A 24,820-nucleotide genomic window follows, 5' to 3' on the forward strand; every position below is an offset into this window, starting at 1 on the left:
ATCCGTGGCTTTGCGTTACTACCGTTACCGGCAGTTTGCCTTGATAGAAGGTATGAAAACGATACTTTATTTCAAAGTTACAGCGATATATAATGACGAAATCGTCTCTCTCTATCATAGGCAAATAGCCTCTGTCAAGAGAAATTTTAAACTTTGATTTTTTCGGCGATAAGATCTTTTCCTTCGGTCTTGTAGGAAATCATGGCACGGTCGCTGGCTTTCACAGACTTAAGAAGCGTTTCTGCCGCTTTGAAGGTGATCGACTGGCCTGTTTCGGCATCCTTGAGGGTCACGGTCTTATCTTTCAGGTTAATGGCGGTAATCACCCCCATATGGGCATTCTCTCCAGCACCTTTGCAGGCAAACGCCGGGGTGGAGAGGGTGAATCCTAAAACCATTGCGAGCGCGGTTATCGTGACTTTTTTCATGAAGATCTCCTTTCGATGGGCTCATACGCCCTTTTGCTTGGACCCTGGTAGAGGGAGCGGGGGCGGATGAGACGGTTGTGGTCCTGCTGTTCCATGATATGAGCTCCCCATCCTGAAAGCCTGCTTGTGACAAACAAAGAAGTGTAAAGGGAGATCGGAAGCTCCATTTCATAATAGGCCGAAGCCGAATAAAAATCAAGATTCGGGTAGAGGTTTTTTTTCTCCTTCATCATCGCTTCAATCTTGAGAGACATCCGGTGCCATTTCATGTTCCCTTTCCATTCGGCAATCCTGAGAGAAACCTCCTGGATCAACGGGGATCTGGAATCCCCTTTTTTGTAGACCCTGTGGCCAAAACCTGGAATCTTCTTTTTTTCGGCAAGCGCTCGAGTAATCCATTCTTCGCATTTTTCTTCGCTTCCAATCTCCAGGAGCATTTTCATCACTTCTTCGTTGGCCCCGCCATGTAACGGTCCTTTGAGGGTTCCTATGGCGGTTACGATACCGGAATGAAAGTCGGAGAGGGTGGCGGTGGTCACCCGGGCCGCAAAGGTGGAGGCATTGAATTCATGCTCCGCATAAAGGATCAGGGAGACATTCATCCCCTTGATTTCTTCCGGTGCGGGAGGAGTTCCCCGGACCAGGTAAATCAGGTTACCCGCAAGGGAAAGGTCTCTTTTGGGAGAAAGAGGTTCAAGGCCGAGGGAAAGCCGATGCATCCCGCCGATCAAAAGAGGGACCTGGGAGGCAAGTCGGATCGCTTTCCGGAGGTTTGCCTCATGGCGGTTATCTCCGGTGTCAGGGTCATAGAGGGCGAGAAGAGATACGGCGGTCCTGAGCCGGTCAAGAGGATGCGCATCCGAGGGGAAGAGCCGGATGGCCTCCCAGACCTTACCGGGCAGGTTTCTGGCCTCTACAAGATTTTCCTCCCAGCACTTGAGTTCCTTTTGGTTCGGGAGATTTCCGAGCAATAAGAGGTAGAGGACCTCTTCAAAAGAGGCCTGGCGCGCCAGATCTTCTATGGAATATCCCCGGTAGAAGAGGCCTCCGGCCTCTTCATCCACCTGGCAGATTTTGGTCGTCCCGGCGATAACCCCTTCCAGGCCGGGGTGATAGGAAGAAGGATCAATATTGGTCATATTTCAAAAGTTTATAAAGTTCTTTGCGGGTTTGCATTTTTTTTAATATCGTTTTCTGGGTTCCGGTTTTTTTCAATACGTCGTATGCTTTCTTCCCTGCTTCCATCATGACGCGAAAAGCCGTCATGGGGAATATCACAATCGAATATCCCAAAGATTGAAATTGGTCCACGGTGAGGTAGGGGGTTTTCCCAAACTCGGTCATATTTGCCATCAGAGGGACTTTAACCTCCCTGGCAAACCGTTCAAACTCCTGCGGGGTTTCGAGGGCTTCGGGAAAGATGATATCCGCGCCGCTATCGATATAAACTCTAGCCCGTTCGATGGCGTCACTTAAACCTGTCACCCCTTTTGCGTCGGTTCTGGCAATAATCAAAAAGTCCGGGGATTTTCTGGCTTTGACCGCTGAAGAGATTTTTTTTGCCATTGTTTGCGCGGTCACAAGCTCTTTACCGGGCAGATGCCCGCATCGTTTAGGAAACCGCTGGTCTTCAATTTGGATTCCGGACACGCCGCTTTTTTCAAACAGAGAAACCGTTTTATGGATGTTCCCAAAACCGGTATCGGCATCGGCAATGGCCGGAATTGAAATGACCCGGGTAATCAGCTTTGCTTGAAGAATTACAATTTCCAGCGGAAGGAGGCTTTTATCCGGCAAACCGGCGAGCGCGTTCGAGATCCCGGCGCCGGAAATATAGACTCCCTTAAAACCTGCTTCTTCGGCCAATAATGCCGACGCGCCATTAAAGACGCCGGGAAGGAGAAGGGTTTCTTTTTGAATTTGTTGTAAAAAAGAGTTTTTCTTTTTCATAAACCATCGTTGGACGACTGTTTAAACAGATTCAGAAGGGTTCCGCTATCCTCGAGTTTTTCCAGGTTCCATAAGGTGTCCAGGATATCATTCAGTTTTTGTTGATTCAATAAGTCCTTTCCCAGGGTCTTGAATTTTCTTTCGACTTCTTCATCTGTGAGCGGATTTTTCGGATGCCCCTTGGGGTAAAGAATCTTTTTGGAAAATGTTTTTCCGGATTTCATAAAAATCGAGACCTCATTGGGCACCCCTTCCGGGTACTCCTGGTCCATTTCCTTGTCCCTGACGACCTGGATTTTTTTCAAGAATTTAAGAACTTTTTCATCGAGGATTCGATCGTCTGAAAATTGCCCAGTTTCGACCTTTCCGTCGATTAAAGCGATACCCACCAGATAGGGGAGACTATGGTCAGCGGTTTCACGGCTTTTAGGGGCCCACTTTTGTTTTTCACTTCCGATGATTTCAAAGCTCGCTTGGGGGGTTTTAATGAGAATGGAATCGATCCCTTCCAGGCCTCCTTCTTCGAAAACCTGGGGACGGATTTCCAGCGCCGCCCCAATGGCGCTCTGGGAGTGATATTCCGCGGGATAGTATTTAATATAAGACTCCATGATTCGAAAAGGCTTGATTTCTCCGCCGAAGGATGCGGGCGTCAGTTCTATCGGGCCTGAAATTAAATTAAAAAAGCCCTTTTCCCCTTCAAAAATCGACGCGGGCCCCGTCATGCCATGTTTCACGAGCAATGCCGAAAAAACACCGTTTCTTGCGGCGTTAGCAAAGGCGGCTCCCTTCCACATTGAAAGCTCTCCGACCCGTGTTTGCCTTAACGCGTTGTTGGCGACCCCTGCGATTCCAAGGACATGAACCATTTCCTCCCGGGTGAGGTCCATCAGCTTCGCGGCGGCCAGGCTGGAAGAAAAGACCCCATAAACCACATGGTCCCACCCGCGGGATCTCAGGCTGGCCGAGTCGCAGAGGCGGCATTGAATTTCATAGGCCGCCAGAAGAGCGGTCAGCAGTGTTTTTCCGTTGCGATGCTCCGCTTCGGCGATTGCCAGGACGGCCGAAAGATTATCGCTTGGATGGGCCGGTTCCAAAGAGAGATAGGTATCGTTGTAGTCGAGATAGCGGATCAACAACCCGTTTGAAAAGGCGGCGAAATCCGGCGTTGTTTTATGATCTTTCCCGAATAACGTCGCCCCGTAGGGGGAGAAAATATGAAGCCCCATTTCCCGAACGATCCGGACGGGTTCGCTATGATAAGCCCCCATGGCACATCCGAGAGAATCGATCACTCTTCTTTTCAGCTCGTGAACTGTTTTTTTTGGAATGGTTTCATAACGAAGCGATTTTGTAAAATTGCTCAAGGTATCCGCAAGCGTTGTCATTTTTCTCTGGCCGTTTCCAAAATTTCATGACAGAGGGTTGAAATCCCTTTTTGGCGAAGACTGTCGGTTTTGAATAAGAGAGGTTTTTTTCTCCGACTTTGATACAAGGTCTCTTTTAAAATGTCCATTTGTTGGTCCGCTCCAGGAAGATCAGATTTATTTAACACTAAAAAATCGGCAATTTCAAACAATCCTCCTTTTAAAGCTTGAATGTCATCACCCAGGCCCGGCATGAGAACAAGAATCACCCGATGGACAAGGGTTCGAATCATCACATCATTTTGGCCCGCTCCAATGGTCTCAATCAAGATGATATCGGATCCCATGGCATCGAGAAGACGCATCATATTAGAAAGGCCGGGCGCTATGCCGCCCGCCCGGCCTTTATTGGAAAGACTCCGGATAAAGACGCCTTTATCCTGATCATATTGCCGCATCCGGATGCGATCTCCCAGGAAAGCTCCTCCGGACAGTGGGCTGGCGGGGTCGATAGCCAGAATAGCGACTTTTTTCCCTTCCTTTCGGATCTTCCCTGTTAAAGCAGAAATCAGGGTGCTTTTTCCACATCCCATCGGACCGGTGATTCCTACCCGAAGGGCTTTTCCTTCAAACTCTTTTAACCGGTACAACAGAGGAACTGCGGCGGGATCGCCGTTTTCGATTGAGGTGAGCGCTCTGCCAACCGTTCGTTCATCCCCTTGACGAATTTTTTTAACCATTTCCTTTAATGTCATTTCAGAATTTCTTTGGCGATAATCATTCTCTGAATTTCAGAGGTCCCTTCGCCGATCTCGCACAAACGGGCATCCCTGAAATAACGTTCTAGCGGAAGATCTCTCATATACCCCGAACCGCCGTGAATCTGAATTCCCCGGGTGGTGGCCCGCATTGCCGCTTCAGACGCGTAAAGTTTTGCTTCAGAAGCCTGGAGATGATAGGGGAGGCCGGAATCTTTCAAAAAAGCGGCATGATAGACGAGGAGCCTTGCGGCTTCGAGTTCCGCCGCCATTTCAGCAAGCATAAAACTTATCGCTTGATGATCGCCAATCGGTTTATTGAACTGCTTGCGGGTTTTGGCATACCGGATGGAATCTTCCAGGGCGGCCCGTCCCAGGCCGACGGCCATCGCTCCAATTCCAATTCTTCCGCCGTCAAGAATCTGAAACACCTGCTTTAAGCCTTGATTTTCTTCGCCGAGGAGGTTTTCTTTTGGAATATGAACATTCTCTAAAATAAGCGAAGCGGTGTCGCTGGACCTGACTCCTAATTTTTTTTCAATTTTCCCGACGGAAAAACCGGGGGTTCCTTTTTCGACAATGAAGGCGGAGATTCCTTCTTTTTTTGAATCCGGCGTTCTCGCCATGATGACATAGACTCCGCCCGTTGAACCCTGGGTGATGAACATTTTGCTTCCATTGAGAACCCATTGGGCATCTTTAACCCGCGCCGTTGTCGACAGGGCGCCCGAGTCGCTTCCTGATTCCGGTTCGGTGAGCCCCCAGGCTCCAAGCGCCTTTCCGGCTGCCAAAAGGGGAAGGTATTTCTTTTTTTGGGACTCACTCCCGAACCGAAGGATATGGCTCGAACAAAGCGAATTATGAGAAGCGACAATGAGTGCCAGGGCCCCATCCACCCGGGCAATCTCTTCGATAATAATGGCGGCCTCGGCGGCGCCCAGTCCGGCACCGCCAAATTCTTCCGGGATAAAAATCCCTAAAATATTTAATTCGGCCAATTTTGGGATCAATTCCCATGGAAACTCGCCCGTTTCGTCCCGGTAAGACGCTTTTGGCAGGATTTCATTGAAACAAAAATCCTTCAGGGTTTGCTTTAATAACTGTTGATCGGGGCTTAATTCAAAATCCATTTTTACTTTTCACTCCATTTTTTTTAGGCTGTTCAAAAAGCTTCAGTTGCGAGGCCGCAGGAGAGAGGCAACCGGAGCGTACACGAACCGTACGTGAGGATTACCGAACGACGAGAACGAAGCAAATGAGGCTTTTTCAACAGCCTGACAATTGTTTTTTTAGGGTGGAGACAATTTCTTTCATGGACGCCCCGGGGGTAAAAATCGAAATAACCCCCATTTTGAGTAATTTATTCTTGTCCTCTTCCGGAATGATGCCTCCTCCAAACACTTTAATCTCGTCAGCGTGCTGTTTTTTTAAAAGCTGGAGGACTTTTTTAAAAAGAACCATATGAGCGGCGGAATGGATGGAAATTCCAATGGCGTGGGGATCTTCTTGTATGGCGGCGCGGACGATTTCCTCAGGAGAATTATGAATGCCCAGATAAATCACCTCAAATCCCGCGTCCCGGAGAGCCTGTGCGATAATCTTGATTCCCCGGTCATGGCCGTCCAGGCCGATTTTAGCAACCAGGACTTTAAGGGGCGTCCGACGTTTGAGGTTTGTTTTTTTACTCTCCATTTTTTCCATTCACTTTTCTAAAAATTATCAGTAAGATAATTCCAGTATAACATTCGATGACCTCTTTGTAAAAAAGAGATAAAAGTTTTGGAGTAGAAAAATGGGTAACAGAGCATTGGGTCGTCCTGTCTACTTCATTTCCGGCGGCGTCAGTCAATTTACCAAAGCAAGACAGGATTTGACTTTCGGCGCGATGGTTAAAGAATCCACGGATCAGATGGTGGAAGACCTGAATCTGCCCTGCGGGAAATTCATCGAGATTTTAAGAAAAAAAAATGGGGGGACCAAAGCCTCTTATTTTTCGGATCATTATACCCGTCAGCTTATGGCGGGAATTATGGCGCAGGATATCCAGGGTTTCTGCCCCCTTTCTTCAAATCGTGTTGAAGGCGGCGGGGCAACCGGCGGAATCTGTTTTCAGGAGGCCGTTAAAGATGTCGCATCGGGCTACCTCGACCTCTGCGTCGCCTTTGGGTTTGAGACGATGAGTCATGTCCGAACCTGGAAGGGGAATGAATTCATCGCCCTGGCGTCGGATACCGATTTCGATTATCCGGTCGGAGGGTTTTATTCCGGTTATTATGCCATGATGGTGACCCGGCACATGTACGAATTCGGAACGACCGTCGAACAAATGGCCATGGTTTCAGTGAAAAATCATCGGAACGCATTTTTTAACCCCTATGCGCAGAAACGGGAGAAATTGACCATTGATGATGTCAGAAAGTCGGAAATGGTGGCGTGGCCGCTGACCCGAAGAGATATCTGCGTGATGTCTGACGGAGCCGCAAGCTGTTTGGTCGTCTCGGAAGAGGGGATCGAAGAAATTTTGAAGGCCGGAGGAAATATAGGGGGGACTGTCAAGATCATCGGTATCGGGAGAGGAACTGATATGATGAGGATGGCCGACCGTCCCCACGGTGAAGTGGTGTTGCTCCCGTGGGAAAAGGAAGATCACTATCGAGATCTGAAATATCCCGGCGTGCATTCATTCCGGGCGGGACGGGTCGCGGCAAGGGAGGCTTATGGGATGGCCGGAATCACCGATCCCCTGGAAGAGATCGATTTTATTGAACTCCACGACGCCTATACCTCTTCGGAAATTCAGACCTACGAGGATCTGGGCCTCTGTAAATATGGCGACGGAGGCCGATTTGTCGAAAGCGGCGCGTCTTTTTTAAAAAACATTGACTACGGATTTCCCCTGACCCGGCCGGGGAAACTTCCGGTAAATCCCTCGGGAGGCCTTATTGCCTGCGGACATCCGGTTGGCGCAACGGGGCTGATGCAGGCGGTTTTTTCTCTCTGGCAGATTCAAGGGACGATAAAAAAACATTTTGGCACGGATGATCTTCAGATTCCGGAGGCAAAGACCGGATTATGGCATTCCCATGCGGGAACGGGAACCTATGTGACCGTCACGATAGGGGAAAAAGTCTGATGATGAGGGAGGAATAAAATGGGGGACATTTTAGCGGAAGATAAAAAAAAGCTTGATTCTTTATTAAAAGGAGGTTCCTCCGGAATAGAACCCCTGGTCTTTGAGCAAAGCTACGATATCGAGTATGTGATGAGTCATGGACAGGATTCTCCATTTTTCGTCGGCCTTGCGTTTGGAAAGTTATTAGGAACCCGGTGCAAAGCCTGTCATTACAGTTATGCGACCCCTAAATCGTTTTGTGTAAACTGCGGCGGGCGGTGTTCATGGGTTGAGGTCCCCGGGTCCGGAAAGATCCACACGTTTACCCTTTGCCACTTTGGTTCGGAGGCGTTTTTGAAAGAGACCCCCTATCTGTTGATCCTCGTTGAATTTGAGGGATTCAACACGCTTTTTTTAAGCAGACTCAAAGGGGTCGATCCCGCCACGGCAGGTTTGAAGCTGATCGGAACGAAGGTGGAGGCAAAGTTTAACCCGGCCCTGAAAGATAAATTGGATTTTATGCGGAAAAGAAAAATTGATTATAAAAGGACAGAATCACTCTCTCCGGAAGAGAAGGAATTGATTAAAAAGATGGAAATCAAGGTCTCCGATCTCTGGTTCGAACCTGCCTGAAATGAAAAAGCCGCTTTGGGTCCCTTCTGAAAAGCTCATTAAACAGGCCAATATCAGCCGGTTCATCGAGCGAGTCAATCACAAGCACGGCCTTAAAATCACATCATATCCTGACTTGCACAAATGGTCAGTTGAAAACATCAAAGATTTTTGGGAGGCGATGTGGAAATTTGCCGGTATCAAGGCCTCCCGCAGATACGACGCGGTGGTCGATACCCCCGGCAAGTTCCCGGGCGCAAACTGGTTTGCCGGCGCAAAGCTGAACTTCGCCGAAAACCTTCTCAAATTCAGAGACGACCATGTAGCCTTTATCTTCCGGAATGAGGCCGGAATGTCGTCCAAAGTAACCTATGCGGAACTCTATGATTCCGTGGCCTGTCTGGCAACATCACTACGCGAAGCGGGGGTTTTACCTGGAGACCGTGTAGCCGCCTATATGCCGAACTTGATGGAGACGGCGATTGCCATGCTGGCGACTACAAGCATTGGCGCCCTTTGGTCCTCTTGCGGCACGGAGCTGGGTCCGGAGGCTGTTCTGGATCGTTTGGGCCAGATTGAACCGAAGGTTCTATTTGCCGTGGCGGGATATCGATACAAAGGGAAGAGCTTTAATACTTTGCAGAGCGTTAAGAAAATCGTGGAGGGGATCCCCGCGCTGGACAAGATCATCGTAATCCCTTACATGGAAGAAAAACCTGATATCAGCCCAATTCCCCGGTCGGTTCTTTATCATGACTTCGTATCACGGGAAATAAAACCTGAAATCCGGTTCGAACAGCTGCCCTTTGATCACCCGGTCTATATCATGTTCTCGTCAGGTACAACGGGCAAACCAAAATGCATGGTTCAGGGAGCGGGCGGCGTCCTCATCAATCACCTGAAGGAGCTTATCCTCCATACGGATCTAAAACGCCAGGACACAATTTTTTACATCACAACGCCCAGCTGGATGATGTGGAATTGGCTGCAAAGCGGTCTGGCCGTAGGGGCCACGCTGGTGTTATACGATGGAAATCCAAACCATCCCGACTGGGGCGCTTTATGGAAAATGGCTCAGGAAGAAAAGGTGGCCATTTTTGGCTGCAGCGCGAGTTATATCCAGTATCTCAAAGGGGTGGGCGCAAAACCTGGAGAAGTTTACGATTTATCCTCATTGCGGGAGATTTCTCAAACCGGTTCCCCCCTTTCGCCCGACGGATTCGAATATGTCTACCGTGAAATCAAAAAAGACCTGCACTTTAATTCCATCTCCGGAGGGACCGATATCAATGGTTGTTTTGCCGCCGGAACCCCGATTCAGCCTGTCTATGCGGGTCAATTGCAGGGTCCGGCCCTGGGAATGAAGGTGAAGGCTTACGATGAAAAAGGAGCCCCCGTGGTGGATCATCAGGGGGAGCTTGTTTGCGAAGCGCCTTCTCCTTCGATGCCCCTCTATTTCTGGAACGATCCGGATGGTAAAAGATATCGAGACGCTTATTTCAGCGTCTATCCCGGTGTTTGGCGGCACGGAGACTGGATCATTATCCACCGGGATACCGGCGGAATAACCTTCTCAGGCCGTTCTGATTTCATCTTAAACCCCTTCGGGGTGCGCATAGGCCTCGCCGAAGTCTACAATGTGGTAGAAGAATTTAAGGAGATTGCCGACAGTCTGGTCGTAGGGCAGGAGTGGAAAGGAGACCAGCGGATGATCCTTTTTGTCAAACTTGCCGCAGGAATCCATTTAACAGAGGATTTAAAAAGCAGGATTAAAAAGGCCCTTAGCCGGGAGGCGTCGCCCCGGCATGCCCCGGCCCTTATCATTGACGCGCCGGACATTCCCTATACTTTTAACATGAAAAAAGTTGAAAGCGCGGTGACAAACATGATACACGGCAGAGCGGTCACAAACAGAGAAGCCCTGGTGAATCCGGAGTCGCTGACTTTTTTTGAAAAAATCATTCCTGAACTTAAAAGGGAGTGAATTCTTCCCCCCCCGGGGAGCTACTCTTCGGCGGGGTCAAGGATAAACTTCCCGTTTTTTTCTTTTAAATAACCGGATCGGATTTTGGGGTCGTGCTGAAAAAAGAGGAGCCAGCGTTCTTCGTGGGCCTGCTGTAATATTTTTTTCTTGGTCTGTAAGGTGGTTAACGGAAATAAATCATACCCCATAATATAAGGGGGTGAGAGATGGGCTGTGGTGGGAATGAGGTCCCCCAGAAAGCAGGCTTTCTGCTTTTCTGAGGTGACGACAATGGATTGATGATGTTCGGTATGTCCCGGTGTTTCAACCACCGCCACGCCTTCGAGAATGTCCTGATCTCCATCCAGAAAGACCAACTGCCCCGTTTTTTCCAAAAGGGAGTAATTTTCCAACAGGTAACTTCCTTTTGTTCGTTCATTCAAAGTGAATGCAAACTCCCATTCCTTTCGTTGAATATAATACCTGGCATTGGGGAAGCCGGGAGCCAATTCGCCTGAGGAATTAATCCTGGTGTTTCCCCCTGCATGATCGAAATGGAGATGCGTGTTGATCACGATATCGATGCTGTCGGGGGTCAAGCCATGTTTTTTGAGTTCTGCTTCAAGAAAAGGGGAGCGATTGACCTGATAAATATCATTAAATTTTGGGTTTCCTTTGTTCCCGATTCCGGTGTCGACCAGGATATTTTTCCCGTCGGCCTGAATAAGGAGAACACCGAGGGCCAATAATATCCGGTTGAGGGAATCCGCCGGGCACTCTTTTTGCCAGATGACTTTCGGAACAACCCCAAACATCGCTCCTCCATCCAGGCGAAAGGTCCCGTCCGTTAAATAAAAAAGGTTAAACCTTCCAAGTTTCATGATATTCACCGCAGGTCCGTCTAAAAATGTCTGTTATTTCTCCCAGGGTCGCTTCCGTCTTGACGGCTTTTAAGACGAGCGGCATCAGGTCATGGTTTTTTACTGCGCCTTCTTCAAGTTGTCGGAGCGCTTTCCGGGTGTGACTCCAGTTTCTTTTCTTTTTAATCATTTTTAATTTTTTGACCTGCTCCCGCTCAATCCTTTGACCTATTTTTAAAAAAGAGATTGATTTTTCTTCCTTTTCCACAAAACAATTAACACCAACGATTTTTAAATTTTGGCGGTCTGCTTCTTGTTGATATCGCATGGCCGTCTGATGGATTTCTCTCTGCGGATACCCTTTTTCAATCGCGGAGACCATCCCGCCGATCCTGTCGAGTTTTTTAAAATAGGTTAAAACCTCTTTTTCCATTTGATTGGTCAACGCTTCCAGGTAATACGATCCACCGAGCGGATCAACGGTTGAAGGAATGCCGGTTTCCCACGCGATGATTTGCTGGGTCCTGAGAGCGATCTTTACTGCCTCCTCCGAAGGCAGCGCCAGCGTCTCATCCATCGAGTTGGTGTGAAGAGACTGGGTTCCTCCCAGAACCGCCGCAAGGGCCTGAAGGGCGACCCGAGTAATATTATTGTAAGGCTGTTGGGCAGTCAAAGAACATCCTGCGGTCTGGGTGTGAAATCTAAGAGCGAGGGACGCAGGGTCGTTAGGGTGGAATTTCCGTTTTATTGAGCGGGCCCAGATTCTTCTGGCGGCCCGGAATTTGGCAATCTCTTCAAAAAAATCATTATGGGCGTTGAAAAAGAAAGAAAGGCGGGGAGCGAATTGGTCTACCTTTAAACCGGTTTTAATTGCGGACTGCACATAGGTCAGGCCGTCATAAAGAGTGAAAGCCAGCTCCTGAACAGCCGAAGAGCCCGCTTCCCGGATATGATATCCGCTAACGCTGATCGGGTGAAAAAGAGGCGCTTTTTCCACGCAAAACCGGATAATGTCGTTGATTAATTTTAATGACGGTTCCGGGGGGACAATCCACTCTTTTTGAGCGATAAACTCTTTCAGGATGTCGTTTTGAAGCGTCCCCCTTAAGGCGGAAGCAGGAATACCCTGGCTTTCCGCAACGGTAATATACATGGCAAACAAGATAATGGCAGGGCCGTTAATGGTCATCGAAGTGCTGACTTGATCCAGCTTGATTCCCTCAAACAGGCGCGCCATGTCGTGAACCGTGTCAATCGCCACACCGCATTTTCCAACCTCTCCAAGAGACCGCGGATGGTCAGAATCATAGCCCATTAACGTTGGCATATCAAAAGCGACGGAAAGCCCTGTTGTTCCCTCTTCAAGGAGATATTTAAACCGTCGATTAGTATCTGCGGCGCTGCCGAAACCTGAAAACTGCCGCATGGTCCATAACCGCTGACGGTACATTTCCGGGTGGATCCCGCGGGTAAAAGGGAAATTTCCAGGCGTTCCCAGGTTCCGTCCGGGAGACCATCCCTTCAGGTCTTCGGATGTGTAAATATTTTTAATTTTAGTTCCGGAAAGATTAGTAAACAACGGAGGTTTTTTCATCTTAAAAGCTCCCTGGCGATAACCACCTTTTGAATTTCAGAAGTCCCTTCATAAAGCGTTGTAATTCTCGCGTCCCGGTAAAACCGTTCGATATTGGTCTCTTTCGTATAGCCGTACCCTCCAAAAACCTGAAGGGCTTGATAAGCCGCCCGGTTGGCCATTTCGGATGCAAACCATTTGGCCATCGCGGCCTCAAGGGTCATCGGGAGACCTTTTTCCCGGTTACGGGCGGCTTTAAAAATCATGAGGCGGGCGGCGTCGATTCCAACTTTAATATCGGCGAGTATCCATTGAATCGCTTGAAAAGATGAGAGCGGCTGCTGAAATTGTTGTCTGGTTTTTGAATAAACAACCGCTTCATCCAGACAGCCCCTCGCAATCCCAAGAGCCTGCGAGGCGATTCCGATCCGTCCGCCGTCCAGGGTGGCAAGCGCGATTTTAAACCCATCATTTTCAACCCCGAGGAGGTTTTCTTCCGGAACTTCACAATTTTCAAAAAGCAATTCGGCGGTATCCGAGCTTCTTAACCCGAGTTTGTCTTCCAGTTTCCCGACCTTAAAACCCGGGAACTTTTTTTCAACCAGAAAAGCGGATATCCCTTTTTTTCCTTTTTCCGGGGCTGTTAATGCGTAAACAATAGCCAGATCCGCTTCTTTCCCGCTGGTAATAAAAACCTTGGTTCCGTTAATCAGGTAAAGGCCTCCTTTTTTTACGGCGGTTGTTTTCAGCGATCCCGCATCGGAGCCTGCTCCCGGTTCCGTGAGGGCATAGCAACCCAGGAGATCCCCTTTTGAAAGAGGCGATAGATATTTTCGTTTTTGGGCTTCATTTCCAAATCGTTGGATAGGCTCGCAAACAAGGGAATTATTGACGGTCATAATGACGCTTAACGCCGCCCACGCAGAAGAAATTTCCTCCATAACAAGAACATAGGAAATCATATCCATCCCGCTTCCGCCATGTTCGGGAGGCATGAAGGCGCCCATCAAACCTAATTCGGACATCTTTTCTACCAATCCACGAGGAAAGGTTCCTTCCCGATCCATCCGGGCGGCAACCGGCTTGACCTCTTTTTTGACAAACTGCCGGACCATTTCCAGGATCATCTGTTGTTCAGAATTTAATTTGAAGTCCATTTGGGCCCGCCCTGTTTATTCTTTTGGATAGATATAAAAACCGCGTCCGGTTTTTTTCCCGTGCCAGCCGGCTTCCACATATTTTTTTAGGATCGGGCAAGGACGGTATTTAGGGTCTCCGAATTCTTTATGCAAGACCTCGCAGATATCGAGGCAGATGTCGAGGCCGATCAGGTCGGCAAGTTCCAGCGGACCCATTGGGAAATGGGCTCCTGATTTCATCGCCTGGTCGATGGCTTCGGCTGTTCCGGTTCGGTCCATCAAAGCAAAAGCCGCCTCATTGATCATCGGCATCAAAATCCGATTGACGATAAAACCGGGAGAGTCATTCGCCTCAACAACCTTTTTTCCCATTTGTCCGGCTAAATGAACGGTCGTCTGTTTTGTTGCTGAAGAGGTGTGACAGCCTGAAATGACCTCCACCAGTTCCATCACAGGAGCCGGATTCATGAAATGCATCCCGATGACCCTGTCGGGCCGTTGGGTTGCGGAGGCAAGCCGGGTGATCGGAATTGAGGAGGTGTTCGAAGCCAGGATGACGGAAGAAGGGAGAAGGGAATCGAGTTCACTAAAGATCTTTTTCTTGGCTCTTTCATCTTCTGCCGCCGCTTCGATAATAAAATGAGAAGTTTTAAATTGATCAAGCGACAAGGCTTTTTTTAGCCGAGGCAAAACCTCACCTTTTGCTTTGGCCGTCAGAGTCCCTTTGTTCACGGCTTTTTCCAGTCCGGCCCGAATGACCTTGAGTCCGTTTTCGAGATTTTTCCTGGAGGAATCAAAAATCAGAACTTCAAAGTGATGCATCAAGCCGACCTGAGCAATGCCGGTTCCCATTCGTCCCGCGCCGATGATCCCAATTGTTTTGATTTTATGAACCATGAAAAGTTCCAGATATTTTCCGGTTAAAGTATAACAGCCTGTTGTTTTATTGTAAAAGCCTAAAACTTAGGCAGTCTATATCTAAGAGGGTCATCCGTAAAATGGTATCCCCCGTTTTTAAATGGAGTTTTTTAATGGTACTCCTTGTGTTATACTTAAAAGCATGAAAAATTATCCAGAACCCGAGCCTCTCCCTCGTTCTTTCCCCCAGGACCCTTCACCTGGAGGATTTGTTCAGGACCGGCCGGTTCCAAAATCAAAAAAAGGGTTTTTGTGGTCTCTCCTTTCCCTCCTTGGATTCCTCCTTCTGAAAGGAAAAGCAGTGCTGGCCTTTCTGAAGTTCGGAAAGGTTGCTTTAACCGCGGTTTCGATGATAACCTCGATTTGGGTCTATGCGCTCTTTTGGGGATGGTATTTTGCGCTGGGTTTTGTTGTCTTGATTTTTATTCATGAGATGGGTCACGCGGCTGCGATGCGGATAAAGGGAATTCGCGCCGGGGCGCCTGTTTTTATCCCTTTTTTTGGAGCCATGATTGCCCTAAAAGACCAGCCGCAGAACGCAAAAACAGAAGCTTATATCGCTTTTGGGGGGCCTCTGGCCGGAGCCATTGCCTCAGGAATCTGTTTTTATTTCTTTCAAATGACTCAAAATCATCTCTTTCTTGCCCTTGCCTACACAGGGTTTTTTATGAACCTGTTTAACTTGATCCCGATGAGTCCCCTGGACGGGGGTCGAATCGTTACAGCGATTTCCATCAAACTCTGGGGAATCGGACTGATTGCGATTCTTCTTCTCTTTTTGAAAACGCATAATGTTCTATTGCTTTTAGTCCTTTTAATGGGAGGTTTGCGATTCTGGCAGGTTTATAAGGAAAAAGAGAATCTGTCCTCCGGCTACTATCAGGTTTCTTCATCTTACCGTTGGAAAATGAGCCTGGCTTATTTTGGCCTGATCGCCTACTTGGGTTATATGTCCATCGATTCTCTTAATCTTTTAAATCAAATAATGGTCCGCTAAGAATTGACAGGATGATGTCCTCCCGCTAAAGTATTAAAATATCTAAAAAGGACTTTTGCCGGTTAACAAACTTTGGGAGATTATCGATATGAATAGGCCTTGGCTGAAAAACTACGATTCAGACGTTTCTCCAGAGATCAAAATTCCCTCCATCCCTCTTCACCAAATTCTGATTGATTCCGCAAAAAAATATCCTGAAAACCCGGCTCTTATCTTTTATGGCAAAACGGTTTCCTACTCCGAACTCGATGATTTAAGCAACCGCTTTGGAAATGTTTTAAAAAGTTTCGGTATTCGCGCCGGGGATCGGGTCACCCTCATGTTTCCGAATATTCCGCAATGCGTCATTGCTTATTATGGCGCGTTGAAAATCGGAGCGGTTCCCGTCCAAACCAATCCCCTTTATGTTGAACGTGAAATCGAACACCAGTTAAAGGACAGCGATTCTGAAATTATCATTGCGCTGGATCTGTTTTATCCAAGGATTAAAGCGGTGATGGAAAAGACGAAGCTTCGTCAGATTATTCTTTGCCGGATCGCCGATTTTTTGCCTCCCCTTTTGAAGTTGCTTTATCCCTTAAAGGCCAAAAAGGAAGGACAGTGGATTAAGGTTGAAAAACAGCCTTTTATCCATGACTTCATGACTTTAGTTAAAAATGCCTCCCCCCAATTGAGTCGTCAGGAGGTTAAACCTGAAGATATCGCGTTATTGCAGTATACCGGAGGAACCACCGGGACCGCCAAAGGCGTGATTTTAACCCATACAAACCTGGTCGCCAATACCGTTCAATGCAGAACATGGATGCCCGGCTTAAAGGAAGGGAAGGAAACTTTTCTGGCGGTGATTCCCTTTTTTCATGTTTACGGAATGACCGCGTGTATGAATCTGGCCGTCTATCTTGCCGGCAGTCTGGTGCTGGTGCCCCGGTTTAAAACCCAGGACGTGCTGAAGAATATCGAAAAGCATAAAGCGACCGTTTTTCAAGGTGTTCAGGCGATGTATGTCGCCATCAACCATTTTCCCGGGATTGAAAAAAGAAATTTGTCCTCCATTAAAATCTGCGTGAGCGGGGGAGGGCCTCTTCACGTTGAAGTCCAGGAAAAATTTGAATCGTTAACCCATGGGAAGGTCGTCGAGGGGTATGGTCTGACGGAGTCCTCTCCGGTGACCCATTGCCATCCCATCAACGGGATGAGAAAAAAGGGAACGATCGGACTTCCCCTCCCATTGACCGATGCCCGGATCGTCGATCTTGAGAAGGGAGAAAACGACGTCCCTCCTGGAGAAATTGGAGAGCTCGTCGTCAAGGGACCGCAGGTCATGAAGGGTTATTGGAAACGGCCTGAAGAAACCGCTTCGACCCTCCGACACGGATGGCTTTATACAGGCGACATGGCCAGAATGGATGAGGATGGATTTTTTTATATTGTCGACCGCAAAAAAGATATGATCAAAACGGGCGGCGAAAATGTTTACCCCCGGGAAGTCGAAGAGGTGCTTTATCAGCATTCCAAAATCAAAGATGCGGTCGTTGTGGGGTTGCCTGATCCTTTTAGCGTTGAGATGATTAAAGCCTATATCGTTCTCAATGAAGGGGAAACGGCTGCCGAAGAGGAAATTTTAGCCCATTGCAGAAAAAATCTTGCCAAATTTAAAGTGCCGAAATTAATCGAATTTCGAAAAGAACTTCCAAAAACAATTGTCGGGAAAGTTTTGCGCCGGATATTATTGGAAGAGGAATTAAAGAAAAAGAAATAAAATAAAATCAGAGGACCTTGCCATGAAGGAAGTTGTAATCGTAGACGGCGTCCGTACCCCTGTCGGCCTGTTTGGCGGAGCGCTAAGGGACGTGACGGCCCAAAAGCTCGGGGAAATTGCCGTTCGGGAATTAATCAACAGGACAAAGATTGACCCGAACTCGATTGATGAATTGATATTCGGGTGTGTTGGGCAATATAGCGATGCCACCAATATTGGAAGAGTCATCGGGCTGATGGCCGGAATACCGTTAAGGGTTCCAGGGTACACGGTTGCGCGAAATTGCGCCTCCGGATTGCAGTCTTTTGCCAATGGATACCAGAATATCAGGTCCGGGGACGCGGACATTCAAATTATCGGCGGGACGGAAAGCATGAGCCATTCACCCTATGTCTCCAGGGACATGAGGTGGGGAAAACGGTTAAAATCGGGAGTCTTTATTGATGCCCTCTGGGAAGGGCTAACCGATTCGTTTTGCGGGCAACTCATGGGACAAACCGCAGAAAATCTGGCGGAAGAATATAAAATTTCCCGTGAAGAACAGGATAAATTTGCGGTTGAAAGCCATAAAAAAGCCTTTCGCGCCATTCGTGAAGGAAAATTTAAGGATGAGATCGTTCCGGTTTCCATTCCTAAAAAAGCGGCTGGCCGGGACGTTACCCCGGAGCTTTTTGCTCAGGATGAAGGCCCGAATATTGCCCTCACCGTGGCGCAATTGGCCCTTTACCCTCCTATTTTTAAAGAAGGAGGAACTGTAACCGGCGGAAATTCCTGCCCTCTGAATGACGGAGCCGCCGCGGCGCTGGTCATGTCGAAGGATAGAGCGAAATCATTGGGGCATGAAATCCTCGGAACGATCCGTTCTTTTGGATTTGTGGGTGTCGAACCTGAGCGGATGGGAATCGGTCCCGCCTATGCGATTCCGCTTGCTTTGGAAAAGTCGGGATTAACTTTAGCCGACATTCAGCTGATTGAAGTCAATGAAGCTTTTGCGGCTCAATATCTGGCGGTCGAGAGGGAATTGAAATTGAATCGGGAAATTGTGAATGTCAATGGCGGCGCTATTGCCCTGGGGCATCCGGTTGGAATGAGCGGCGCGCGATTGATTATCAATCTGTTAAGAGAAATGAAAAGGCGCAACCTGACGCTGGGGATTGCCTCGCTCTGTGTGGGGGGAGGAATGGGCGCCGCCATGGTACTGGAAAGAAAATAGAGGAGCGCGTATGTATATTTATAAAGCCGCCGTGATCGGTGCCGGTACCATGGGCGCCCAGATCGCTCAAGTGATTACCTATTCCGGGCTGCCCGTTATCTTAAAAGATACGAATAAAGAAGCCGTTCAAAAAGGAATGGAGACCATCCGGAAAATTTACAGGGGAAGAGTCGAAAAAGGAAAAATGACTGCCGGTGAAATGGATCAAAAAATGGCGCTGGCGAGCGGTTCCACAACCTACGATGATTTCTCCGATGTGGATATTGTCATCGAAGCCATTTACGAGGACGCGGGCGTTAAACAGAAGCTGTTCCAGGAGCTGGAAGGGATTTGTCCGGCGGGGACCATTTTTGCCACGAATACCTCTTCACTTTCAATTTCGGCAATTGCGTCTGCGGTTAAAAAACAGGATAAAGTCATCGGAATGCATTTCTTCAATCCTGCCCATGTCATGAAGCTGGTTGAAGTTATTCCCGGCCTCGGGACATCCACTGAAACGATCGACGACGTCGTGGCTTTGTCAGAAAGCTTGAGAAAAATCCCGATAAAGGTTCAGGAGTGTCCGGGCTTTCTGGTCAACCGGTTGCTCATGCCTTATCTTAATGAGGCGGCCATTGCGCTCCGTGAAAGCACTCAACCTCTCCAGGTGATGAAAGAGGTTGACGAAATGGTTCTTAAAATCGGCATGCCGATGGGGCCTTTTACCTTATCCGATATGATCGGGATTGATATTTCAGAAAAAGTGTCTCACATTCTGTATGAAGCATACGGTCCCCGGATGTTCCCGGCTCCCTTGATTCATGAACTGGTCAAAGCGAAGAGGTTTGGACAAAAAAACGGGGTGGGATTTTACAGTATGGATCCCGGTAAGGATAAAGAGCTGGAAAGGATTATCAAGAATGAGCAAAATCAACACGGCATTAAACCCACGCCGGTTTCCGTGGAACGGTTTATTTACCCCATGATTAATGAGGCGGTGTTTGCTCTTCAGGAAGGAATTTCCACAGCCAGCGATATTGATGTTGCCATGTTGGCCGGTGTCGGATTTCCGCAGGATAAGGGAGGGCCTTTGCATTATGCGGATCAGATCGGAATCGATGTGGTTTTATCTAAATTGGAAGAACTGGCCCAATCGTTGGGGCCAAGGTTTTGGCCGGCTTACATGCTAAAAAAGATGGTGGGAGCGGGCTATTTAGGGGTGAAAAGTAAAAAAGGTTTTTTTACCTATTAAATATTATTGTATTTCGTTTGTAGGGGCAGGCCCCTGTGCCTGCCCAGGGCGACCACAGGGGGTCGCCCCTACAAAAAAACATTTCACAATTGTTTTTGTATTCGGTTCAGTAGAGGAGGTTATTTATGGCAAACCAGTTTATTAATTATACCGTTGAAGATCATATTGCGGGGGTAACCATCAATCATCCTCCTGCCAATACCCTGGGAACTCCGGTCATGAGGGAGATTGAACAGGTTTTTACCGAACTGGAAAAAGACCAGAACGTCAGGGCGATTGTTTTTACGGGGGCAGGCCAGGCATTTATTTCAGGGGCGGATATCAAGGAAATTGCCTCTATTAATTCAGCAAAAAAAGGGGAAGAGGTTACCGCCCTTGGGCAGAGTATCTTAAATAAAATTGAAAAAATGGAAAAACCTGTCATTGCCGCAATTAACGGGTGGTGTCTTGGAGGAGGCCTTGAGCTGGCAATGGCCTGTCATATGCGAATCGCTTCAGAACGGGGCCGTTTTGGCCAACCCGAAATTAATTTAGGAATTATTCCAGGTTTTGGAGGGACGCAAAGGTTGGTCCGAATTGTCGGAAAGGCGAAAGCCATGGAGTTGATTTTAACCGGTGATATGATTACGGCCCCCGAAGCAAAGGAAATTGGTCTTGTCAACAAAGTCGTTCCGGAAGCAGAGTTAATGAAACAGGCGACGGGTTTGGCCAAAAAAATTGCTCAAAAGGGGCAGGTGGCCGTGAGAAAAGCGATGAATGCCATGGATGCGGGGACCCGCGTGACGCTCGAAGAAGGTTTGCGGCTGGAATCTAAAAACTTTGGCGACCTTTGCGAGACGGAAGATAAAAGCGAAGGAATAAAGGCTTTTTTGGAGAAGCGTCAACCCAGGTTTCAGGATAAATAACGGACAAAAATCAATGAGACAATGGGTTAAAAAAGTCATTCTCCTTTTTTTTATGATGATGGTGCTGACCTCGTGCAGTGATTTATTTGCCAAACAAAAGGCCATCAGGTCTGTGCAGAATTACCGGGCCGGAAAACACTCTGTTAATTTTAAATCCTGGCTTGAAGAACGGCTCGATTCTAACGGTGAGACTCAGGTGGTTTGGGAAGCCGGAAGAATCAGGAAAGGCTTCTGGGTTGTTCAAATTACGGTCAAAATGCAGGTAGATGACCGGCGATATCTTTATTGGGTTGACCTTCAGACCGGCCAAATTCGGGGCGCTGACGAGGGAATCAGTCAAGAAACATTACAAGAATTCGAAAAATCCGCTCCCGAGTATATCTATTTGTATTCAGGGGTCCGTGCGATTTCACTTCGTGAAATTCTCCGATGCCCCCGAACCCCGCGCTACGCTCGGTCTAACTACGACCATTCCCAAGTCCGTCACTGGGCAAAGCCAGCTGTTTTGCTTTCATAGAATGAATATTCTAGTCTGCCTTAAGCAGGTTCCATCCTCCGAAAGTAAAATAAAAGTGGGTAAAGACCCAACCGGAATAGACACTTCCGATTTGACCTATGTGGTCAACCCTTACGATGAATATGGCGTGGAGGAAGCCATTCGGATTAAGGAACGGTTGGGATCTGTTGACATTACAGTCCTGTCCGTAGGCCCGGCCACAGCGGCTGAGACCCTCCGCGTCGCTCTTGCCATGGGCGTCGACCGGGCGGTTTTGCTCTATGACCCTCTTTTTTCAAATAGTGATTCTTTAGGAATCGCCAGGATCATTGCCGCCTATGTCCACATGACGCCGTTTGATTTAATTTTTTTCGGAAAACAGGCCATCGATGACGATATGGGGGCGGTGGGTATTATGGTTGCCGAGTTACTTCGACTTCCTCATGGCGCGGTCGTCAATAGACTGGAGATTTCCCCTGATCAGAAGTCAATGATTGCCCATCGGCAGATTGAAGGCGCCGACGAAATTTTGGAAATACTTTTGCCCGCGGTTATCACCTGTCAAAAAGGTTTAAATGAGCCGCGGTATCCCTCGCTGCCGGGAATTATGAAGGCCAAATCCAAACCCCTGGCGGAGATCAATCACGAGGGGCTGAAATTAGATCCAAAAACCGTGGGTTTGTCCGCCGCGCTGGTCAAAATCGTGAAACTATTCCCGCCGAAAACCAGGACCACGGGGAAAATAATCGAAGGCCCGCCGGCGGAAGCGGTTAAGGAACTGGTTCAACACCTGAGTGAAGCAACCGGCTTGGCCGGTGCGTAACGCGGGGTTCGGGGGCCATCGGAGCATCCGCTGAAAGCGGGGCGCACGGGCCCCTGAATACAAATAGGATAAGAAGCCAAAGTTTTATAGTACGGAAAAAATCTATGCCTGGCATCCTGATTTTCGCTGAACAAAGGAATGGAAAACTAAAAAACGCTCTCATGGAATTGCTGGGAGAGGGAACACGGCTTGCCCGCGCTTTAGGCGAGGAACTTTCCGTTTTGGTCGTTGGAAGCCGTCTGGAGGAATTAGCCGGGTTAATTTCCGGCGTGGACCGAATCTATTTAGCCGATGATCAGAGACTGGAGCAGTATTCTTCGGAGGCTTACTCCCGGATATTGGCAAATCTGATTCAAAAACTAATGCCCTCGCTTCTCTTATTCGGGGCTTCGGCGATGAGTAGAGACCTGGGTCCTAAAATTGCCGCACGAACTGGAACCCCTTATTCGCCGGATTGCACCTCCATTGAATTGGATCCGCAAAAAAAAATAAACGTGATCAGGCCTGTTTATGCCGGAAAGCTCAATGCGCAGTTAGATCTTGGCGGAGTCCGGCCCAAAATTCTAACCCTCAGACCTCATGTTTTCGCGCCGTTTCAGGGAGAAAGTTCAAAAAAGCCGAAAATCGAGAAAATTGAAGTTCCTTCTGATATTTTTGATCTCAGGGTGAAACTCAAGGAAATCGTTGCCACGGTTGAATCAAAAGTTGATTTAACGGAAGCTCAGATTATTGTGTCGGGAGGAAGGGGTTTAAAAGGCCCGGAGAATTTCAAGCTCATCGAGGAGCTGGCCGAAGTTTTGGGCGCCGCGGTCGGAGCTTCAAGAGCGGCCGTGGACGCCGGCTGGAAACCTCACTCTTATCAAGTCGGTCTTACCGGGAAAACCGTGTCTCCCCTCGTTTATATCGCGTGCGGGATCTCGGGAGCGATTCAGCATCAGGCGGGAATGTCTTCCGCCAAAACGATTGTGGCGATTAATAAAGACTCTCAGGCTCCTATCTTTAAAATAGCGGATTACGGCATTGTCGGAGACCTGTTTGAAATTGTTCCACTCTTAACACAAGAATTTAAAAAATTAAAAGAAGGATCTTGACGAAGGTTTTCTCGTAGGGGCAGGCCCCTGTGCCTGCCCTGGGCAACCACGGGGGGTTGCCCCTTACAAGAAACATGTCACAATTATTTTTACGTTTGTATTCGTTTAGCGGGGCTAAAGTAAATGGCGGAAGAAAAATTTGATGTTATTATCGTTGGGGCAGGACCCGCAGGGTCGGCGGCGGCGCTGGTTTGCGCCCGGGCAGGCCTCCAAACCGTTGTTTTTGAACGGGGGGAGTTTCCCGGTGCCAAAAACATTTTTGGCGGAATCCTCTACACCCCGATTTTAAATGAATTGATTCCCAAATTCTGGGAAGAGGCCCCCCTGGAACGGTCCGTTATTTCTCGTCGTTTTTCAATTCTTTCAGATTCCGCGGAATCGGCTTTTAGTTTCAAAGAAAACCGTTTTAATCACCCCCCCTTTAATCATAGTTTTACCGCTCTTCGATCACGGTTTGACCGGTGGTTTGCCAAAAAGGCCGAAGAGGCGGGAGCCATGGTCATTCCCCAAACCCTGGTGGAAGAGATATGGGTTGAAGATGGGAAGGTTGTCGGTGTCCGTGCCGGAAGAGAGGGGGGAGACCTTCGGGCAGACCTTGTTATTTGTGCCGAAGGCGCCAACTCTTTTTTGTCAGAAAAGCTCGGTTTACGAAAAAAATATCCTCCGAAAACCATAGCCGTGGCGGTCAAGGAGCTGATGGCTCTCCCAAAAGAAACCATTAATGACCGTTTCCAATTGGAAGAGGGGGAAGGGGCGGCTTATGAGTTCTTTGGCGGAGCCGTAAACGGCCTGATCGGATCGGCTTTTATTTATACCAATAAAGATTCACTATCCGTGGGCCTGGGATGCACCATTGAATCATTAATCGATCAAAAAATGAATGCCAATGCCTTGCTTGACCGGTTCAAGAATCATCCGGTTATTCGTCCGTTGATTAAAGGGGCGGAGACACAAGAGTTCGCGGCTCATTTGATTCCGGAAGGCGGGTATCACCAGATCCCAAAAATGGTCATGGATGGCCTGATGCTGGCGGGGGATGCCGCCCATCTGGTCAACAGTTCTTTATATCATGAAGGGACCAACCTGGCGATGGCTTCAGGCATGCTGGCGGGGCAAACGGCAGTGGAAGCCAAAGAAAAAGGGGACTTTTCGGGGAGTTTTCTTAACCGCTATATCGACAAACTTGAACAAAGTTTCGTGATGAAAGATTTAAAAAGATACGCAGGGATAGCCCGATGGGCACATTCCAGCCCGGAATTTTTCAAGGAATACCCGGACCTGGCTCTCGACTTGCTTAAGGATTATTTTACCATTTCAACCGATTCTAAAGGAGACATCCAGAAAAAGATGTGGCAAAAAATAAAGGAAAAGACCTCCCTTTTTAAATTGGCCAAGAATCTTTTCAAGTTCAAAAAGGTCATGTTCCCGTCTGCCTGACTGATCGATACCGAAATCCGATTTCAGCCTAAATGATCAAATGATCAACCCAAGAACAGAGTTAGAAAGCTGTCATTGCGAACAAAGTGAAGCAATCTCAAGATTTTACGATAAGATTGCCACGCACCCTTCGGTGCTCGCAATGACATGATTAATAAGTGGGTGCGAAGTCTATCGCTGGTCTTGGG

Annotated in this window: 23 protein-coding genes; 12 read left to right on the forward strand and 11 right to left on the reverse strand. The window is 48.3% G+C overall.

All coding sequences use genetic code 11. The features are described 5' to 3' along the window. Positions 1-146: 146 nt before the first annotated feature. The 7 genes from HYR79_04325 to HYR79_04355 all read right to left on the reverse strand — a co-directional run bounded on the left by HYR79_04325 (position 147) and on the right by HYR79_04355 (position 6,195). A complete protein-coding gene (locus HYR79_04325) occupies positions 147-428 on the reverse strand; it encodes a hypothetical protein (GenBank protein MBI1820915.1) in 282 nt (93 codons plus the stop codon). Further along, positions 425-1,567 carry a citrate synthase gene (locus HYR79_04330; protein ID MBI1820916.1) on the reverse strand — a complete coding sequence of 381 codons (1,143 nt, stop codon included), beginning with the start codon at positions 1,565-1,567 and terminating at the stop codon, positions 425-427. The genes HYR79_04325 and HYR79_04330 overlap by 4 nt, the downstream gene beginning before the upstream one ends. Continuing rightward, positions 1,554-2,378 (reverse strand): methylisocitrate lyase, encoded by an 825-nt coding sequence (gene prpB / locus HYR79_04335; protein ID MBI1820917.1) that lies wholly within the window; start codon positions 2,376-2,378, stop codon positions 1,554-1,556. Before prpB ends, HYR79_04330 begins: the two co-directional genes overlap by 14 nt. Continuing rightward, positions 2,375-3,766 (reverse strand): MmgE/PrpD family protein, encoded by a 1,392-nt coding sequence (locus HYR79_04340; GenBank protein ID MBI1820918.1) that lies wholly within the window; start codon positions 3,764-3,766, stop codon positions 2,375-2,377. The genes prpB and HYR79_04340 overlap by 4 nt, the downstream gene beginning before the upstream one ends. Then, on the reverse strand, positions 3,763-4,500 hold the full coding sequence (meaB, locus tag HYR79_04345; protein MBI1820919.1) for a methylmalonyl Co-A mutase-associated GTPase MeaB: 738 nt from the start codon (positions 4,498-4,500) through the stop codon (positions 3,763-3,765). Before meaB ends, HYR79_04340 begins: the two co-directional genes overlap by 4 nt. Further along, entirely contained in the window at positions 4,497-5,633 is a 1,137-nt protein-coding gene (locus HYR79_04350; GenBank protein ID MBI1820920.1) for an acyl-CoA dehydrogenase family protein, read from the reverse strand. The genes meaB and HYR79_04350 overlap by 4 nt, the downstream gene beginning before the upstream one ends. Positions 5,634-5,769: 136 nt before the next feature. Further along, positions 5,770-6,195: a cobalamin B12-binding domain-containing protein gene (locus tag HYR79_04355; GenBank protein MBI1820921.1), complete on the reverse strand. Its 426-nt coding sequence runs from the start codon at positions 6,193-6,195 to the stop codon at positions 5,770-5,772. Between the two features lie 100 nt (positions 6,196-6,295). Here HYR79_04355 and HYR79_04360 point away from each other — a divergent pair, with 100 nt between their 5' ends. Genes HYR79_04360 through HYR79_04370 form a run of 3 tightly spaced genes read left to right on the forward strand, consistent with a single transcriptional unit; the run spans position 6,296 to position 10,211 of the window. Further along, positions 6,296-7,636, forward strand: coding sequence for a thiolase domain-containing protein (locus HYR79_04360; GenBank protein MBI1820922.1), 1,341 nt, complete (start codon positions 6,296-6,298; stop codon positions 7,634-7,636). A gap of 18 nt (positions 7,637-7,654) precedes the next feature. Further along, positions 7,655-8,248 (forward strand): Zn-ribbon domain-containing OB-fold protein, encoded by a 594-nt coding sequence (locus HYR79_04365; protein ID MBI1820923.1) that lies wholly within the window; start codon positions 7,655-7,657, stop codon positions 8,246-8,248. A 1-nt stretch (position 8,249) separates the two neighbouring features. Continuing rightward, positions 8,250-10,211 (forward strand): acetoacetate--CoA ligase, encoded by a 1,962-nt coding sequence (locus tag HYR79_04370; protein ID MBI1820924.1) that lies wholly within the window; start codon positions 8,250-8,252, stop codon positions 10,209-10,211. A 20-nt stretch (positions 10,212-10,231) separates the two neighbouring features. On the opposite strand, the gene HYR79_04375 is transcribed toward HYR79_04370, so the two are convergent. The 4 genes from HYR79_04375 to HYR79_04390 are packed head-to-tail and all read right to left on the reverse strand — an operon-like array spanning position 10,232 to position 14,659. Then, on the reverse strand, positions 10,232-11,071 hold the full coding sequence (locus HYR79_04375) for an MBL fold metallo-hydrolase (GenBank protein MBI1820925.1): 840 nt from the start codon (positions 11,069-11,071) through the stop codon (positions 10,232-10,234). Next, on the reverse strand, positions 11,052-12,644 hold the full coding sequence (locus HYR79_04380) for a methylmalonyl-CoA mutase (protein ID MBI1820926.1): 1,593 nt from the start codon (positions 12,642-12,644) through the stop codon (positions 11,052-11,054). The genes HYR79_04375 and HYR79_04380 overlap by 20 nt, the downstream gene beginning before the upstream one ends. Next, positions 12,641-13,780, reverse strand: coding sequence for an acyl-CoA dehydrogenase (locus HYR79_04385; GenBank protein MBI1820927.1), 1,140 nt, complete (start codon positions 13,778-13,780; stop codon positions 12,641-12,643). Before HYR79_04385 ends, HYR79_04380 begins: the two co-directional genes overlap by 4 nt. A gap of 15 nt (positions 13,781-13,795) precedes the next feature. After that, positions 13,796-14,659 (reverse strand): 3-hydroxybutyryl-CoA dehydrogenase, encoded by an 864-nt coding sequence (locus HYR79_04390; GenBank protein MBI1820928.1) that lies wholly within the window; start codon positions 14,657-14,659, stop codon positions 13,796-13,798. A 163-nt stretch (positions 14,660-14,822) separates the two neighbouring features. On the opposite strand from HYR79_04390, the gene HYR79_04395 reads away from it, so the two are divergent. The 9 genes from HYR79_04395 (at position 14,823) to HYR79_04435 (ending at position 24,632) form a co-directional block, all read left to right on the forward strand. Further along, positions 14,823-15,677 carry a site-2 protease family protein gene (locus tag HYR79_04395; protein ID MBI1820929.1) on the forward strand — a complete coding sequence of 285 codons (855 nt, stop codon included), beginning with the start codon at positions 14,823-14,825 and terminating at the stop codon, positions 15,675-15,677. 82 nt (positions 15,678-15,759) lie between these two features. Further along, the gene (locus tag HYR79_04400; GenBank protein ID MBI1820930.1) at positions 15,760-17,436 is read left to right on the forward strand and encodes a long-chain fatty acid--CoA ligase; all 1,677 of its coding nucleotides are present in this window, start codon (positions 15,760-15,762) and stop codon (positions 17,434-17,436) included. A gap of 22 nt (positions 17,437-17,458) precedes the next feature. Next, positions 17,459-18,649 carry a thiolase family protein gene (locus HYR79_04405; protein MBI1820931.1) on the forward strand — a complete coding sequence of 397 codons (1,191 nt, stop codon included), beginning with the start codon at positions 17,459-17,461 and terminating at the stop codon, positions 18,647-18,649. Positions 18,650-18,659: 10 nt separating this feature from the next. Next, positions 18,660-19,880, forward strand: a complete 1,221-nt coding sequence (locus tag HYR79_04410) for a hypothetical protein (GenBank protein MBI1820932.1) — start codon at positions 18,660-18,662, stop codon at positions 19,878-19,880. A gap of 125 nt (positions 19,881-20,005) precedes the next feature. Beyond that, on the forward strand, positions 20,006-20,785 hold the full coding sequence (locus tag HYR79_04415; GenBank protein ID MBI1820933.1) for an enoyl-CoA hydratase: 780 nt from the start codon (positions 20,006-20,008) through the stop codon (positions 20,783-20,785). A gap of 13 nt (positions 20,786-20,798) precedes the next feature. Then, entirely contained in the window at positions 20,799-21,302 is a 504-nt protein-coding gene (locus HYR79_04420) for a hypothetical protein (protein MBI1820934.1), read from the forward strand. 1 nt (position 21,303) lies between these two features. After that, on the forward strand, positions 21,304-22,104 hold the full coding sequence (locus tag HYR79_04425) for an electron transfer flavoprotein subunit beta/FixA family protein (protein ID MBI1820935.1): 801 nt from the start codon (positions 21,304-21,306) through the stop codon (positions 22,102-22,104). 104 nt (positions 22,105-22,208) lie between these two features. Beyond that, a complete protein-coding gene (locus HYR79_04430) occupies positions 22,209-23,195 on the forward strand; it encodes an electron transfer flavoprotein subunit alpha/FixB family protein (protein ID MBI1820936.1) in 987 nt (328 codons plus the stop codon). 123 nt (positions 23,196-23,318) lie between these two features. Further along, positions 23,319-24,632 carry an FAD-dependent monooxygenase gene (locus HYR79_04435; GenBank protein ID MBI1820937.1) on the forward strand — a complete coding sequence of 438 codons (1,314 nt, stop codon included), beginning with the start codon at positions 23,319-23,321 and terminating at the stop codon, positions 24,630-24,632. Positions 24,633-24,820: the final 188 nt, after the last annotated feature.

It is taken from the genome of Nitrospirota bacterium (genome assembly GCA_016178585.1).
Classification (GTDB): Bacteria; Nitrospirota; Nitrospiria; order JACQBW01; family JACQBW01; genus JACOTA01.

What these genes read in the sequence shown, in the direction of transcription:
- HYR79_04325 (MBI1820915.1), bottom strand. Translation starts at nt 428, where the DNA reads ATGAAAAAAGTCACGATAACCGCGCTCGCAATGGTTTTAGGATTCACC.
- HYR79_04330 (MBI1820916.1), bottom strand. Translation starts at nt 1,567, where the DNA reads ATGACCAATATTGATCCTTCTTCCTATCACCCCGGCCTGGAAGGGGTT.
- prpB (MBI1820917.1), bottom strand. Translation starts at nt 2,378, where the DNA reads ATGAAAAAGAAAAACTCTTTTTTACAACAAATTCAAAAAGAAACCCTT.
- HYR79_04340 (MBI1820918.1), bottom strand. Translation starts at nt 3,766, where the DNA reads ATGACAACGCTTGCGGATACCTTGAGCAATTTTACAAAATCGCTTCGT.
- meaB (MBI1820919.1), bottom strand. Translation starts at nt 4,500, where the DNA reads ATGACATTAAAGGAAATGGTTAAAAAAATTCGTCAAGGGGATGAACGA.
- HYR79_04350 (MBI1820920.1), bottom strand. Translation starts at nt 5,633, where the DNA reads ATGGATTTTGAATTAAGCCCCGATCAACAGTTATTAAAGCAAACCCTG.
- HYR79_04355 (MBI1820921.1), bottom strand. Translation starts at nt 6,195, where the DNA reads ATGGAGAGTAAAAAAACAAACCTCAAACGTCGGACGCCCCTTAAAGTC.
- HYR79_04360 (MBI1820922.1), top strand. Translation starts at nt 6,296, where the DNA reads ATGGGTAACAGAGCATTGGGTCGTCCTGTCTACTTCATTTCCGGCGGC.
- HYR79_04365 (MBI1820923.1), top strand. Translation starts at nt 7,655, where the DNA reads ATGGGGGACATTTTAGCGGAAGATAAAAAAAAGCTTGATTCTTTATTA.
- HYR79_04370 (MBI1820924.1), top strand. Translation starts at nt 8,250, where the DNA reads ATGAAAAAGCCGCTTTGGGTCCCTTCTGAAAAGCTCATTAAACAGGCC.
- HYR79_04375 (MBI1820925.1), bottom strand. Translation starts at nt 11,071, where the DNA reads ATGAAACTTGGAAGGTTTAACCTTTTTTATTTAACGGACGGGACCTTT.
- HYR79_04380 (MBI1820926.1), bottom strand. Translation starts at nt 12,644, where the DNA reads ATGAAAAAACCTCCGTTGTTTACTAATCTTTCCGGAACTAAAATTAAA.
- HYR79_04385 (MBI1820927.1), bottom strand. Translation starts at nt 13,780, where the DNA reads ATGGACTTCAAATTAAATTCTGAACAACAGATGATCCTGGAAATGGTC.
- HYR79_04390 (MBI1820928.1), bottom strand. Translation starts at nt 14,659, where the DNA reads ATGGTTCATAAAATCAAAACAATTGGGATCATCGGCGCGGGACGAATG.
- HYR79_04395 (MBI1820929.1), top strand. Translation starts at nt 14,823, where the DNA reads ATGAAAAATTATCCAGAACCCGAGCCTCTCCCTCGTTCTTTCCCCCAG.
- HYR79_04405 (MBI1820931.1), top strand. Translation starts at nt 17,459, where the DNA reads ATGAAGGAAGTTGTAATCGTAGACGGCGTCCGTACCCCTGTCGGCCTG.
- HYR79_04410 (MBI1820932.1), top strand. Translation starts at nt 18,660, where the DNA reads ATGTATATTTATAAAGCCGCCGTGATCGGTGCCGGTACCATGGGCGCC.
- HYR79_04415 (MBI1820933.1), top strand. Translation starts at nt 20,006, where the DNA reads ATGGCAAACCAGTTTATTAATTATACCGTTGAAGATCATATTGCGGGG.
- HYR79_04420 (MBI1820934.1), top strand. Translation starts at nt 20,799, where the DNA reads ATGAGACAATGGGTTAAAAAAGTCATTCTCCTTTTTTTTATGATGATG.
- HYR79_04425 (MBI1820935.1), top strand. Translation starts at nt 21,304, where the DNA reads ATGAATATTCTAGTCTGCCTTAAGCAGGTTCCATCCTCCGAAAGTAAA.
- HYR79_04430 (MBI1820936.1), top strand. Translation starts at nt 22,209, where the DNA reads ATGCCTGGCATCCTGATTTTCGCTGAACAAAGGAATGGAAAACTAAAA.
- HYR79_04435 (MBI1820937.1), top strand. Translation starts at nt 23,319, where the DNA reads ATGGCGGAAGAAAAATTTGATGTTATTATCGTTGGGGCAGGACCCGCA.